Here is a 13,958-nt window from a genome sequence, read left to right on the forward strand (position 1 = left end):
AACGACGTGCGGCATTCTCAACGCACGCCTTTTCGCGGTCGTCGAGGGAGTTGGTTGGCTTGGTAAAAACGGTCTAGCTTCGAAGGACGATCCAGTAAGACCTTGGGCATATCAAGCTGGGCAAAACGGTCTTTATAGCTGCGGCGATTTTTCTGAGCCGTGGTCAGCAGGTGATAGATCATCTTGCCACTCAGCCGGTCTTGAACCCCACTGAGTGCGCCGTACCGTTCCGTGTAGCCCAGAGTGCGCCCGATATAGCGAAACAGGCTGGTCGCGACGGGCACGTCCATAAGAATAAATCCTGTGGCGCGCGCCAGCCGCTGCGGCAAGAGGCGGGAATAGTTTCCCTCCATGACCCATTTGTCTTGGTCTATGGCCGCCTGATGCAGTTCTGCAAACTCGTCATCAGGGCGCAGTGCCCATTATTCACCCTCCAAATGGCGCAGGCGGTCCAGATGAACGACCTCCAATCCTTTGGCGTCGCCAATCGCGACAGCCAGCGTTGATTTACCGCTGTTTGACGGCCCCATAATGCAAATACGCGGGCCCAACTCTGCGAGCGTCAACATCCGCCGATCCTAGCCATGCCCAGTCCCGAACGCCCCCATAGAATGTCGGGGGCGCTCGCGAACTCATACCTGAGCGCAAAGGGGTCAGCTGTTGAAATAGTTCTGCGTACCGTGGGCCTCGACTGCTGTGGCGATGCGGCCAAGGGCGTGGATATAGGCCGCAGTGCGCAGCGGAACCGTACGGTCCTTGGCAATACCCCACACGGCGTCGCCTTCGCGTTCGATGATGGTCTTCAGGCGCTGATGCACTTCATCTAGCGTCCAGTAATAGCCCTGACGGTTCTGCACCCATTCGAAATAGGACACGGTCACACCACCGGCGTTGGCCAAAATATCAGGCAGCACAATGACACCGCGTTGATTAAGGATTTCATCTGCCCTGGGCGTGACCGGACCATTGGCCAGTTCCAGAACCACCTTGGCCTTGATGCTGTCGGCATTGGTTTCGTCGATCATGTCTTCCATGGCCGAAGGAACCAGTACATCGGTGTCCAGCGCCAAAAGTTCTGCGGGCGAGATCGCGTTGCCACCATGATTGGCGTCATTGACCGAACCGCCGTCAGCTTTTGTCTTGAGCAAGGCTTCAACATTGAGGCCTTCAGCGGCGTAGACAGCCCCGCGCGAGTCCGACACGCCGATGATCTTGGCCCCGATCGACGCAAACAGACGCGCAGCGTGCTGTCCTGCGTTACCAAAGCCCTGAACCACCACGCGCAGTCCCTCGGTCGGCAGGCCCAAACGCTCGGTCAGGTGGCAGGTCAGGTAAAAGCCCCCGCGCGCCGTCGCATCCTCGCGGCCCAGTGAACCACCCAGTGCGATCGGCTTTCCCGTGATCACCCCCGGATGGGGCTCGCCACGGATGTTGGCATATTCATCGGCCATCCAGCCCATGATCATGGCGTTGGTATAGACATCGGGAGCCGGAATATCGCGGTCCGGACCGATGATATTGGCAAAGGCCTGCACATAGGCGCGCGACAAACGCTCCAGTTCCGCCTTGGACAGGGTCTTGGGGTCGACCTGAATGCCCCCCTTCCCGCCCCCGTACGGCAGGTTGGTCACGGCGCATTTAATCGTCATCCAGAACGCCAGCGTCTCGACTTCCTCGGCGGTAGACGCCGGATGGAAACGGATGCCGCCCTTGGTCGGACCGCGCGTATCGTCATAACGGCAGCGCCAGGCAAGGAAGGATTTGCGCGACCCGTCGTCCATGCGGATCAACAGACGCACCTTCATGGTTTCACGTGCAAACTTCAGTTTCTCCAGCACATCGCTGTCGATACGGACGTGGCGCGCGGCGTCATCAAGGCGGGTCAAAGCCGACTGCAGGATATTCGGGTTAGACATATTTATTCCAAGTCGCAGGAAATCCTGCCTCATGCGATGCACGAAACGGGACGTGTTCCGGGGAAGAACGCAATGAGTTGCCACTTTCATGCCTTAATCGCAAGCGGCGAACGCCACCCTTCGACCTATGACTAAGATGCTTCTGCCCTTGCATTCGTAACTGTGTTGATTACCTATTGCGTAAAGGAGGATCACGTCATGACCAACAGTGTGATCAGCACCAAACCGCTTGAAAGTCCGTGGCAGGGGTTGGACCCATTCCTGTTCGCCGTCCATCACGTGGACAACTATCCGGCAGGCGATGGCCGACTGGGTATCAAGCCCGAAGACCGCGCCAAGGAAGGCCAAGGCTGGCGTATGTACCACGGTGACCATGTGCCCGGGTTTCCGGCACACCCTCACCGCGGGTTTGAAACCGTATCCATCGTGCTGAAAGGCTATGTCGACCACGCCGACTCTCTGGGTGGCGCGGCTCGCTATGGTCAGGGCGATGTCCAGTGGCTCACCACCGGTGGCGGTGTCGAGCACGGCGAGATGTTCCCGCTGGTAAACACCGATAAGCCCAACACCATGGAGATGTTCCAGATCTGGCTGAACCTGCCGCCGGAAGGAAAATCCGCAGAGCCGGCCTTTGGCATGTTCTGGGCCGAAGACATCCCCGTGGTCGAGAAGGACGGTGCCAAGGTTACGGTCATTGCCGGACCGTTCGGTGATGTGCGCCCGCTGTCTCCGCCCAAGGATTCATGGGCCGCAGACCCGTCGCACGAACTGGCCATCTGGCTGATCGACATCGACAAGGGCGGCAGCCTCACCCTGCCCACCGCCTCGATGGAAGCTCTGCGCCGCGCCTATATCTATGAGGGCACGGCCACCTTTGACGGTCAGGTCCAGCCACAAAGCCATCTGGTCAATCTGGATGCCTCGCGCGTGACCACCATCAGCAACGATGGCGACCAGCGCGTGCGTATCCTGCTGCTTCAATCCAAGCCGATCGAGGCTCCGGTGGTTGCGCGCGGTCCCTTCGTCCTGAACACGGCCGAGGAAATGATCCAAACCGTCACCCGCTATCAGAGCGAAGGCTTTGGTCGCTGGCCCTGGCCCACCCGCGCCCACACCCACGGCGACGAAGGCCGCTTCATCAAATACCCCGACGGCCGTCGCGAGACGCGCGCCAAGGTGACCGCCGACTAAAAATGGCAAAGCCGGCACACGGGTCGGCAAACGCTTGCACGTATAAGCATATCTTTATATGTCTAAGCGCATCGCATCATTCAGGAGCCGACCCGTGGCCCGTACCTCTTTCCAGTTTACGTCCGAAAGCGTCTCTGAAGGCCACCCAGACAAGGTGGCGGACCAGATTTCCGACGCCATCGTCGACCTGTTCCTGTCGAAAGATCCCGAAGCCCGCGTGGCCTGCGAAACCCTGACCACCACCCAGCGCGTGGTGCTGGCCGGTGAGATCCGCGGCAAGGGTATTTGGGAAAACGATCAGTGGGCTCCGGGGATCGAAGCCGAAATCGAAGCCACCGTGCGCCGCGTCGTGCGCGAGATCGGCTATGAGCAGGACGGTTTCCACTGGGAAAGCTTCACCTTCTCCAACTATCTCCACGGCCAGTCGGCAGACATCGCCGTCGGCGTCGACTCGACCGAAGACAAGGACGAGGGCGCAGGCGATCAGGGCATTATGTTCGGCTATGCCGCCAATGAAACGCCGGAACTTATGCCGGCCACCCTCGCCTACAGCCACGCCATTCTGAAGAAGCTGTCCGAGATCCGCCACGGCGGTGGCTCGATCCTCGAGCCGGACGCCAAGGCCCAGGTCACCCTGCACTATCAGGACGGCAAGCCGGTGCGCGCGACCTCGATCGTCGTCTCGACCCAGCACGCCAAGGGCAAAAAGGACGAGGTGGCCGCCGTGGTGCGTCCGGTCGTTGAAGGCGTCCTGCCGCAGGGCTTCATTACCGAAGACACCGCCTGGCACATCAACCCCACCGGCATCTTTGAAATCGGCGGCCCGGACGGCGACTCCGGCCTGACCGGCCGCAAGATCATCGTCGACACCTACGGCGGTGCCGCCCCACACGGCGGCGGTGCCTTCTCGGGTAAGGACCCGACCAAGGTCGACCGCTCGGCCGCCTATGCCGCCCGCTATCTGGCCAAGAACGTTGTGGCCGCCGGCCTTGCCGACCGCTGCACCATCCAGCTCTCCTACGCTATCGGCGTGGCCCAGCCGCAGTCGGTTCACGTGGACCTGCACAACACCGGAAAGATCGATCCGGCGATCCTTGAAAAAGAACTGCCGGCCATGATCGGCGGGGCCACCCCGCGCTCGATCCGCCAGCATCTGGGCCTGAACAAACCGATCTACGAGCGCACCGCCAAATACGGCCACTTTGGTCGCGCGCCCGAGGCCGACGGCGGCTTCTCGTGGGAGAAGACCGATCTGGTCGACAAGCTGAAAGCATTGGTCGCCTAAGGTCGTACCCAGCGCCAACACAATGAAAGGCACAGCGTTTTTGCGGCGCTGTGCCTTCTTTTTTAGGCGGTAAGGGTAACATCCGCTTGCATCGCGGGGTCTTAGGTCTTTTAAGCGCGACAAATCGCCCGTAGTGGCGTTCCAGATTCAAGGATTTGCCGATGAGCCTCCCTGCTCCCAAAAAGGTCGTCCTCGCCTATTCGGGCGGCCTCGACACCTCCATCATCCTGAAGTGGCTTCAGACCGAGTACGGTGCCGAAGTCATCACCTTTACCGCTGACCTCGGTCAGGGCGAGGAGCTGGCGCCGGCCAAGGAAAAAGCCCTGAAGCTGGGCATCAAGGAAGAGAACATCTTCATCGACGACCTGCGCGAAGAGTTTGTTCGCGACTTCGTTTTCCCGATGTTCCGCGCCAACACCGTCTATGAAGGCCAGTATCTGCTGGGCACTTCAATCGCGCGCCCGCTGATCGCCAAGCGCCAGATCGAGATTGCCAAGATGCTCGGCGCCGACGCCGTCTGCCACGGCGCAACCGGCAAGGGCAACGACCAGGTGCGTTTCGAGCTGGGCTACTATGGCCTGGCACCGGACATCCGCGTGATCGCACCGTGGCGCGAGTGGGACTTCAAGTCGCGTGAAGCCCTGCTGGCCTTTGCCGAAAAGCACCAGATTCCGATCTCCAAGGACAAACGCGGCGAGAGCCCGTTCTCGGTTGACGCCAACCTGCTGCACTCCTCGTCGGAAGGTAAGGTTCTGGAAGATCCGGCAGTCGAAGCTCCGGAGTTCGTCCACCAGCGCACCATCGCTCCGGAAGATGCGCCTGACGTCGCAACCGTGATCACCATCTCCTATGAAAAGGGTGATCCGGTCGCCATCGACGGCGTAGCCATGTCGCCGGCTGAAATCCTGACCAAGCTGAACCAGCTGGGCCACGACAACGGCATCGGCCGTCTGGACCTGGTTGAAAACCGCTTCGTCGGCATGAAATCGCGCGGCGTTTACGAGACCCCGGGCGGCACCATCATGCTGGCCGCCCACCGCGGCATCGAGTCCATCACGCTGGATCGTGGGGCCATGCACCTGAAGGACGAGCTGATGCCGAAATACGCATCGCTGGTTTACAACGGCTTCTGGTTCTCGCCGGAACGCGAAATGCTGCAAGCTGCCATCGACAAGTCGCAAGAGAAGGTCTCGGGCACCGTCCGCGTCAAACTCTACAAGGGCAATGTCACGGTTATTGGCCGCGAAAGCCCGAACAGCCTGTACGATCAAGAGCTGGTGACCTTCGAAGAAGGTGCCGTGGCCTATGATCACAAGGATGCAGAAGGCTTCATCAAGCTAAACGCCCTGCGCCTGCGTGTGCTGGCCAAGCGCGACAACCGCGCCGGCTAAGGCCAGCCTGAAGACGCCAAGGTTGAAAGGCCGGATGGGGACCCCCGTCCGGCCTTTTCTTTTTTGGTGCAGACCTTGATGCAGACCTATAGGTTGAACACCGATCTCGCGATCCAACCTTTCGGGGCATGCGTGCTCCGCTGTTACGGAACACAGTAATGACCCTTCGTCTCATATTGGCTGCCTCGGCGGCTCTGGTCCTGTCGGCCCCCGTGGTGGCTGTCCCCGCCATGACTGTAGCGGCCCAAGTGGCGGCGGTTACCGAAGCGGAAATGGAAGCCAAGACCCAGGCTTTCGAGGCCCGGATGGCCGAGATGAACAAAGAGCTGCAAGCCGCTCTCGATGGTTCAGGTGGTAATGCCGATAAGGCCCTGCCGGTGATCCGCACCATCCCTGATCAGTTGCGCAACAGCATCCAGCAGGCGATTGCCAATCAGGCCGCGAACTAAGCGCCCTGCCTATCAGGTCTCCTGTATAGAGAGGGGCTGTCGCGGCCTCTCTCTTTGACCAACTTGAATGCGATCCGTAACCCGATTTGAGATCGGCGTTTAAACGCTACCTTGACCGTTGAAGCGTGAAAGACGACAGGCAGGATCATGAACGCCCTGCCCGTCGATCCGCATCTGTACATGGCCTATCTTGGTGCCATGGCCGTCATGGCCTTTACGCCCGGCCCGGCCAATGTGTTCGCCATTGCCACGGGCATGCAGCGCGGCAAGGCCGCTGTCATTCAGGCCGTGGCAGGCATGAACATCGCCACTCTGACATGGTTCGTGGCAGCGGCGCTGGGGCTTGGAGCCTTGGTCAAAGCCTTTCCGCAGGTGTTCAAACTGATTGCCGTTGCCGGAGCCCTCTATGTGGCCTGGCTGGGCCTCAAGGCCTTGATCAAGGCGTGGAAACCCGCGCCCGAGGTTGCTCTGGCCGAGGCCGAGGTCACCACCAGCCGCAGCGCCATCGTCGACGGCTTTATGGTGCAGATTGCCAACCCCAAGGCCATCCTGTTCTTCACCGCCGTACTTCCGCCGTTTCTGGCGCTGGACAAGCCGATGGTCCCACAGCTGTCGCTTTTTGCGGCAGGCACCATCGGTTTCGATATTATCGCCATGTGCTGCTATGGCTTGGGCGGCGCGGCAATTGCGCGGATGATGGTGCGCCCCGCCTTCCGTCGTGGTTTCGACATTGCGGTGGGGGTGCTGCTTCTCCTTGCCGCAGGACTGATCGTCTCGCGCCTTTGAGTCGTAGGAACTACTGTGTTCACCTGCCGTTCAGACGCAAAGGCCTAGAACGCATACCAAGGAGTGACGTCTATGAAGATTGCTCGCAAAACACCCGTGCTTCTGGCTCTTGCCGGTGCGCTCACCGTTGCGGCCTGTGCCTCGACGGCGACCCCGTATCAGCCTGCCGGTTTGAACGGCCAACGCGGCGGCTATGCCGAACAGCGCCTGGAACAGAACCGCTTCCGTGTCAGCTTCGCTGGCAACTCGGTCACCTCGCGTGATCAGGTGGAAATGTCGCTGCTGCTGCGCGCCGCCGAACTGACCGTCGAGAACGGCTTTGACTGGTTCGCCACCGTGGACCGCGCCACCGAGCGCGACACCCGTTTCTACGCCCAGCCCGATCCCTTCTACTATGACCGCTACAGCCCGTTCTGGGGCCCGCGCTGGCGCTTCTATCACCGTGGTGCCTGGTCGCCGTGGGATCCGTACTGGGGCCGCAATGTGGACGTCCGTCAGGTCGACCGCTACGAGGCCACCACCGAAATCGTCATGGGCCGCGGCCAGAAACCGTCCAACGACGCCAATGCGTTCGATGCACGTGATGTGATCTCGAACCTTTCGGCCCGCGTGACCCGTCCGGTCAGCTAAGGCCGCACAACAGCTTCTCCCCGAGCCTCCTCTCCCTCAAGGAAGCGAGCGCTTAACGCCCCGGTTGCCGCCAGCAGCCGGGGCGTCGCCTTATCAGACGTCCAGTTCCATCATGACCGGCGCGTGGTCGCTGGGGCGCTCCCATTCACGCACGGTGTCCAGAATGCGCGCACTGCCCTTCACCACCGCCGGGGTCAGGCCCGGCGAGGTCCATAGGTGGTCCAGCCGCAGCCCACGGTTGGACACGCGGAAGTCCTTGGCGCGATAGCTCCACCAGCTGGCCAGCTTCATCGGTTCGGGATGCTGGTCGCGCACCACATCGGTAAAGGCACCGGCATCCTGAAAGCGATACAGGGTCTCGATCTCGATGGGCGTATGGCTGACCACCTTCAGCATGTGACGGTGGTTCCAGACATCGAACTCGCCCGGCGCGATATTGAAGTCACCCGCCAGCACCAGCGGAGCCTGACGGTCGCGGCGCGCGGCCTCGGCGGTTAGACGCTCGTAGAAGTCCATCTTGTGATCGAACTTCGGATTGATCGTGCGGTCTGGGATATCTCCACCCGCCGGAATGTAGAAGTTCTGGATTTCGATGCCCTCGACCATCACGGCCACATTGCGCGCGTGCTTTTCGCGGCAGACGTCCAGAACGGGGGCCTCGGTGATTGGCAAGCGGCTGGCGATGGCTACACCGTGCCAGCCCTTCTGCCCGCCGATCTTCATATAGGGCAGGCCCATGTCGATGAAGGCTTGGCGAGGGAACTGGTCCTCGGTGCATTTGATTTCTTGCAGGCACAGCACGTCGGGTGCGTATTCGGCCACGAAACGGGCCACCTGATCGATGCGCAGACGCACCGAATTAATGTTCCAGGTCACAATGCGAAGGGTCATGGCCTCGCCTTAGCAGGACATGGCCTCCTCGGTCCAAAAAGAAACGCCCGCGGCGCGGGCCACGGGCGTTCTTTCAGGCGATGAGCGCCAAATCAGTTGCGCGAAGGACGACGGGTCGGGTCGCGCAGGGTGAACAGGCTGCTGGCCAGACCGGATGCCGGTTGCAGCGTGGTCAGCTGCACGCGGGTGCGGGCCCCTTGCGCGTCCGTGATGGTCCATTCCTGCAGACGGCCGCCGGCAAAGGCCAGAATGACCGAACCTTCGTTCGGACGGCGGGCGTCGCGCGCAGTAATGGCATAGGCACCGGAATCCATACGCGTCACGCGGTCGATACGCACGCCTTGGTCCAGACGGACTTCGCGGGCGAGGAAGGTCGACAGCGGCGTTTGCGCCAGCGGCACCTGACGGAAGGTGTTCAGGCGCGGATCATAGCGGTTGACGTTATTGCCATCGGCCACAACCAGAAGACCTGCCGGATTGGTGTATTCGAAGCGCATCTTGCCCGGACGCGACAGGTAGAAACGGCCTTCGCGGCGCTGGTTGTTCGGGCCGGTCTCAACGAAGGTGCCCTGCGCAGCGGTCAGTCCGCTGAGATAGGTCTGGGCCTGACGCAGCACAGCCTGATCATCCGCCGACAGGCTGGATTGGGCCATGGCCGGAGCGGACAGCGCTACGGCAGCGGCAGCGCCGAGACCAAAAAGGCGTCGAGAAAGCATCATGTCTTCACTCCCATTCGGGATTATCGAGACCCCCACCCTGCCCGCGCGGCTTGGCGTCCTCATGACCCAAGGCAGACCATATTCCGGCGACAGAATGAAGGGGTGTTCAGCTAGATTTATGCCCGTTCATGTCACGGACGTTCTTGAACAAAACGGACAGATCATGGCGCTGTTCCGCCTTCAACCGCCGTGCAGACGCAAAAGGCCCAGCCTTTGACCGCTCTTCCCTATTTTACGCTCAAGGCAGTCGGCCCCCGCGGGGGCCGACGCTAGCGCGTCGGCGAAGCCGCCCCCGCTAAAAACCCATTGTCTGACATCCGTCAGACAATGGGCGGCGGCCCGGCCAACACCTCGCGCTTGCCGGCGTGGTTGGCGGGGGTGACGACGCCTTCCTGTTCCATGCGCTCGATCAGGGTGGCGGCACGGTTATAGCCGATCTGCAGACGACGCTGGACGTAGGAGGTCGAGGCCTTGCGGTCACGCGTCACGATGGCCACGGCGCGGTCGTACAGGTCATCGCCCGAACCACCGCCACCGCCGTCGTCAAAGCCGCCATCGCCGTCGCCGTCCGGCTCGTCCGTAATCAGGTCGAGGTATTCCGGCTCGGCCTGCAGGCGCAGGTGTTTACAGACTTCTTCGACTTCCTGATCGCCCACAAACGGGCCGTGCAGACGGGTGATGCGGCCACCCCCGGCCATATAGAGCATGTCGCCCTGACCCAGCAGCTGCTCGCCGCCCTGCTCACCCAGAATGGTGCGTGAGTCGATCTTGGAGGTGACCTGGAAGGAAATACGGGTCGGGAAGTTGGCCTTGATGGTGCCGGTGATGACATCCACCGACGGGCGCTGGGTGGCCATGATCAGGTGGATACCCGCAGCACGCGCCATCTGGGCCAGACGCTGGACGGCACCTTCCACTTCCTTGCCCGCGACCAGCATCAGGTCGGCCATCTCGTCCATCACAACGACGAGGTAGGGCATCTTCTCGGGGCGGATCTTCTCGCTCTCGTAAACCGGACGGCCCTGCTCGTCGAAGCCGGTCTGGACGGTGCGTTCGAAATGCTCGCCCTTTTCTTGCGCTTCGGCGGCACGGGCGTTGTAGCCCGCCACGTTACGCACGCCGAGCTTGGACATACGGCGATAGCGGTCTTCCATCTCGCGCACGGTCCACTTCAGCGCGACCACCGCCTTTTTCGGATCGGTTACCACTGGCGCCAGCAGGTGCGGGATGCCGTCATAGACCGACAGTTCCAGCATCTTGGGGTCGATCATGATGAAGCGGCAGTCGGCGGGGCTGTAGCGATAAAGGATCGACAGGATCATCGCATTGACGCCCACCGACTTACCCGAGCCCGTGGTACCGGCAATCAGCAGGTGGGGCATTCGGGCAAGGTCGGCCACATAGGGCTCTCCGCCGATGGTTTCACCCAGCGCCAGCGGCAGCAGGTGGGTCTTCTTGTCGTATTCGCCCGACGCCAGCAGGTCGCGCAGGAAGACGGTCTGGCGCTTGGCGTTCGGCAGTTCGATACCGATGGCGTTGCGGCCCTGAACCACCGAGATACGGCAGGCCTGCGCCGACATGGAGCGGGCGATATCGTCGGCCAGCGCCACAACACGACCGTGCTTTACGCCCGGCGCGGGGACCAGTTCATAGAGGGTGACGACCGGACCGGGGCGGATCTGGTCAATGGTGCCGCGCACGCCGAACTCGTTCAGCACGCCTTCCAGCATCTTGGCGTTGGCCTTCAGCGACTCTTCATCGACATTGCCACCGCGCTGGGCAGGCTTGGCCAAAATACCCAGTGACGGCAGTTCAAAACCGTTCTCGCTTTCAAAGCGGAAGGCCTGTTGGTCGACATCGACGGCAGGCTTGGGCGCCTTGACCGCCGAGACGCGCGGCTCGGCATTGCGGGACGGCTTGGCCGAAGGCGGAGCGACAGGTGCGGCCTCCTCCCACGGTGGGGCGTAGTCGCCGTCGTCATCGGCGTCGATGTGATCGGGTGTGTGAGCAACCGGCGCATTGACCGGAGCCGCCGCCTCTGCGGCGCGCGCAGCCGCTGCCGACACAGCCGCCGAGGGGGCCATGGGCGCGCTCTGATCACCTTCGTCTTCATAGGCATCGTCGGGCAGCACATGACGAGGCTTGCGCACCTGTGCCGATTTTCCGACACGGGCAGCCTTTGGCGCGCGGGCGGACTTGGACTGTTTGCCGCCACGGGCGCGGGCCCCCTTTTCAGCGGCCCAGCCCGCCGTGTCGGTCAGGTCACCGATACGCAGGCCGATGGCATAGCCGAGGCACCACAGAGCCGCAAAAACAAACAGAATGCCGAAAATCCAGCGGCCGAATGGCACATGGATGGCCTTAAGCCCCATGTCGATCAGACCGATGACGCTGTCACCCCACAAGCCACCAAGACCACTGGCCAGCGGCCATGCAGCGGGCTTGACCGGCGCCGACAGGGCCGCAGCCAGCATCAAAGTGCCGCCAATGCTGGCGGCCAGTTTCAGGCGGCTGAGGTGCAGGCGGTGGGGCATGGTGTCGCCCAGCGCGACACCGACGCCAAAGGCGATGAAGAGCAACAGCGCGGGCCATGCGGCCAGCCCCAGAGACTGCATCATCACATCGGAAAACACCGCGCCCGAGTGACCCAGCCAGTTACGCACATCCATGGCCGAGGCCGTGTTCCAGCTGGGGTCAGCGGGGTTCCACGACACGAGTGACAGCAGCAACAAGCCGCCGATCACCGCCTGGGCCACACCGCGAAGGCGCACGGCAAAGGGCGCGCCCCACACTACGCGGACGGTATTCCAGACCCGATCAACCAGGACAGCAGCAGACATGAAGGCGGACCTCTGGCACGAACTCCCCTCGGTTGTGCCGCACTAGGGTTAACGCCCCATTTACCAGCGTGTTTTGTGACGGAGTTTGACGCTTCGGCACGCGGTTTGACGCACGGGGCTGGACGAACGGGTCCAGAGGCGCGACACATGAGCTATGAGCGGTACCGATTACGACATCATTATTGCGGGCGCAGGGCTTGCCGGCGCGACCTTTGCCCTTGCGGCGACCCAAGGCGGAACGAAGGTGGCTGTGGTCGATCCCCAGCCGTTCGAGAACCAGCTGGCCGCAACCTTTGATGGTCGCTCGACCGCTATCGCCTATTCGACCTTCCGTATGCTGGATGCGCTGGGCATGGGCCAAAGCCTTCGACCGCACGCGTGCCGGATGGACCATATTCTGGTGACCGACGGCCAGCGCCCCAGTGCGTCCAGCCGCAAACCTTCGCCCGCCTTTATCCGTTTCGACGCCGAGGAAATCGGCGACCGCAATGGCGGCGAGCCTCTGGGCTATATGCTGGAGAACCGCCGCATCCGTCAGGCGCTGGCCGAAGCCCTGCCCAAGGCGGGCGTAGAGATCATTGCCCCCGCCGCTGTGGCCTCGGTCGATGTCGGCCCCGGTCTGGCGACGGTGACGCTAAAGGACGGCCGCACGCTGAAGGCCCCGTTGGTAGTCGGTGCCGAAGGCCGCGGATCAACCGTGCGTCGTGAAGCCAAGATCGATACTCTGGGCTGGCAGTACAAACAATCCGGCGTCGTCTGCACGGTGAAACTGGGCCGCGATCACGGCAATGTGGCGCACGAATATTTCCTGCCGGATGGTCCGTTCGCCATCCTGCCATTGACCGAACAGCGCGCCTCTCTGGTCTGGACCGAGAGCACCCGCCGTGCCGAAGCGCTGAAGACCTGTTCGGACGAGGCGTTCAGCGCCCACCTGTTCCGACGCTTTGGTGAATTCCTCGACAGTGTCGAAGTGGTCGGCCCGCGGTTTGTCTATCCGCTGAGCCTGCAGCTGGCCGAGAACCTGATCGCGCCGCGCATCGCCATTCTGGGCGACGCTGCCCACGGCGTGCACCCTGTGGCCGGTCAGGGCCTGAACATGGGTTTGAAGGATGCGGCGGCCTTGGCCGAGGTGCTGACCGAGGCCCTGCGTCTGGGTGAAGATATCGGCTCGGAACTGGTGCTGGAGCGCTATGCCCGCTGGCGCCGGTTCGACAATGCCGTTCTGGCCGCCGGTTTCGACGGCTTTGTACGCCTGTTCTCCAATGACCTGCCGCCCGTTCGTCTGGCCCGCGATGTCGGCATGGCCGTGGTCAACCGCATCGGCCCGCTGCGCCGCGCCTTCATGCACGAGGCCGGCGGTGCCACCGGTGACCTCCCTCGCCTCTTGCGAGGCGAGAGTCTTTAGGTGCCTCGAGCCGCGTAGCGGCTCGGGCGTTCCGCTACGTTCGCCGCGCGGCGGCTCACGGCTTGAGCGGATTGAGCTCTAGATAGCCAACCTCACGCTTTTGCACCACGCGCCCGCAGGGTCGCGTGTCAGCACACCCCTTGTCGCTCAAGCATCGAGGCCCCGCGGGCCGAGCGATAGCGACCAAACCGCAAAAGGGCCGCAGCAACGCTGCGGCCCTTTGTGCGAAAAGCATAATGCACGAAGCTTAGTCTTCTAAGCTTCGTGCCTCTTCAACCAGCATGATCGGCACGCCTTCGCGGATCGGGAAGGCCAGTTTGGCGCTGGCGGAGACCAGTTCGCCGCGTTCGCGGTCATAGGTCAGACGGCCACGGGTGACCGGGCAGACCAGAACTTCAAGAAGGCGGGGGTCGACCGTTACCGGCGTGTTGAAATCGTCGCTCATGCGGGTGTTG

Annotated in this window: 13 protein-coding genes; 7 read left to right on the forward strand and 6 right to left on the reverse strand. The window is 62.2% G+C overall.

Features of this window, described 5'->3' with window-relative positions:
* Window positions 1-17: 17 nt before the first annotated feature.
* Window positions 18-353: a hypothetical protein gene (locus B3B04_RS03130; RefSeq protein WP_292039764.1), complete on the reverse strand. Its 336-nt coding sequence runs from the start codon at window positions 351-353 to the stop codon at window positions 18-20.
* A gap of 300 nt (window positions 354-653) precedes the next feature.
* Window positions 654-1,916: a Glu/Leu/Phe/Val family dehydrogenase gene (locus B3B04_RS03135; protein ID WP_292039767.1), complete on the reverse strand. Its 1,263-nt coding sequence runs from the start codon at window positions 1,914-1,916 to the stop codon at window positions 654-656.
* A gap of 198 nt (window positions 1,917-2,114) precedes the next feature.
* Here B3B04_RS03135 and B3B04_RS03140 point away from each other — a divergent pair, with 198 nt between their 5' ends.
* The 6 genes from B3B04_RS03140 (at window position 2,115) to B3B04_RS03165 (ending at window position 7,648) form a co-directional block, all read left to right on the forward strand.
* The gene (locus B3B04_RS03140) at window positions 2,115-3,107 is read left to right on the forward strand and encodes a pirin family protein (protein ID WP_292039770.1); all 993 of its coding nucleotides are present in this window, start codon (window positions 2,115-2,117) and stop codon (window positions 3,105-3,107) included.
* Window positions 3,108-3,165: 58 nt separating this feature from the next.
* Window positions 3,166-4,392, forward strand: coding sequence for a methionine adenosyltransferase (gene metK / locus B3B04_RS03145; RefSeq protein ID WP_414632057.1), 1,227 nt, complete (start codon window positions 3,166-3,168; stop codon window positions 4,390-4,392).
* A gap of 161 nt (window positions 4,393-4,553) precedes the next feature.
* Window positions 4,554-5,783 (forward strand): argininosuccinate synthase, encoded by a 1,230-nt coding sequence (locus B3B04_RS03150; RefSeq protein WP_292039775.1) that lies wholly within the window; start codon window positions 4,554-4,556, stop codon window positions 5,781-5,783.
* Between the two features lie 158 nt (window positions 5,784-5,941).
* On the forward strand, window positions 5,942-6,232 hold the full coding sequence (locus B3B04_RS03155) for a hypothetical protein (RefSeq protein ID WP_292039777.1): 291 nt from the start codon (window positions 5,942-5,944) through the stop codon (window positions 6,230-6,232).
* A gap of 147 nt (window positions 6,233-6,379) precedes the next feature.
* Window positions 6,380-7,018, forward strand: coding sequence for a LysE family translocator (locus B3B04_RS03160; protein WP_292039779.1), 639 nt, complete (start codon window positions 6,380-6,382; stop codon window positions 7,016-7,018).
* A gap of 72 nt (window positions 7,019-7,090) precedes the next feature.
* The gene (locus tag B3B04_RS03165; protein ID WP_292039780.1) at window positions 7,091-7,648 is read left to right on the forward strand and encodes a CC0125/CC1285 family lipoprotein; all 558 of its coding nucleotides are present in this window, start codon (window positions 7,091-7,093) and stop codon (window positions 7,646-7,648) included.
* 93 nt (window positions 7,649-7,741) lie between these two features.
* Here the strand turns inward: B3B04_RS03165 and xth are convergent, their stop codons facing one another.
* The 3 genes from xth to B3B04_RS03180 form a co-directional block, all read right to left on the reverse strand.
* Window positions 7,742-8,539, reverse strand: coding sequence for an exodeoxyribonuclease III (xth, locus tag B3B04_RS03170; RefSeq protein ID WP_292039781.1), 798 nt, complete (start codon window positions 8,537-8,539; stop codon window positions 7,742-7,744).
* Between the two features lie 92 nt (window positions 8,540-8,631).
* Window positions 8,632-9,258, reverse strand: coding sequence for a LolA family protein (locus tag B3B04_RS03175; protein WP_292039783.1), 627 nt, complete (start codon window positions 9,256-9,258; stop codon window positions 8,632-8,634).
* A 320-nt stretch (window positions 9,259-9,578) separates the two neighbouring features.
* Complete coding sequence (locus B3B04_RS03180; RefSeq protein ID WP_292039785.1) at window positions 9,579-12,098, reverse strand: FtsK/SpoIIIE family DNA translocase; 2,520 nt, start codon at window positions 12,096-12,098, stop codon at window positions 9,579-9,581.
* A 154-nt stretch (window positions 12,099-12,252) separates the two neighbouring features.
* Between B3B04_RS03180 and B3B04_RS03185 the strand changes: the two genes are divergently transcribed.
* Window positions 12,253-13,503 carry a UbiH/UbiF/VisC/COQ6 family ubiquinone biosynthesis hydroxylase gene (locus B3B04_RS03185; protein WP_292039787.1) on the forward strand — a complete coding sequence of 417 codons (1,251 nt, stop codon included), beginning with the start codon at window positions 12,253-12,255 and terminating at the stop codon, window positions 13,501-13,503.
* A gap of 247 nt (window positions 13,504-13,750) precedes the next feature.
* On the opposite strand, the gene B3B04_RS03190 is transcribed toward B3B04_RS03185, so the two are convergent.
* The gene (locus B3B04_RS03190; RefSeq protein WP_292039791.1) at window positions 13,751-13,948 is read right to left on the reverse strand and encodes a Trm112 family protein; all 198 of its coding nucleotides are present in this window, start codon (window positions 13,946-13,948) and stop codon (window positions 13,751-13,753) included.
* Window positions 13,949-13,958 lie beyond the last annotated feature (10 nt).

The sequence above is a fragment of the Brevundimonas sp. UBA5713 genome (assembly GCF_002419815.1).
In the GTDB taxonomy this organism is placed as follows: Bacteria; Pseudomonadota; Alphaproteobacteria; order Caulobacterales; family Caulobacteraceae; genus Brevundimonas.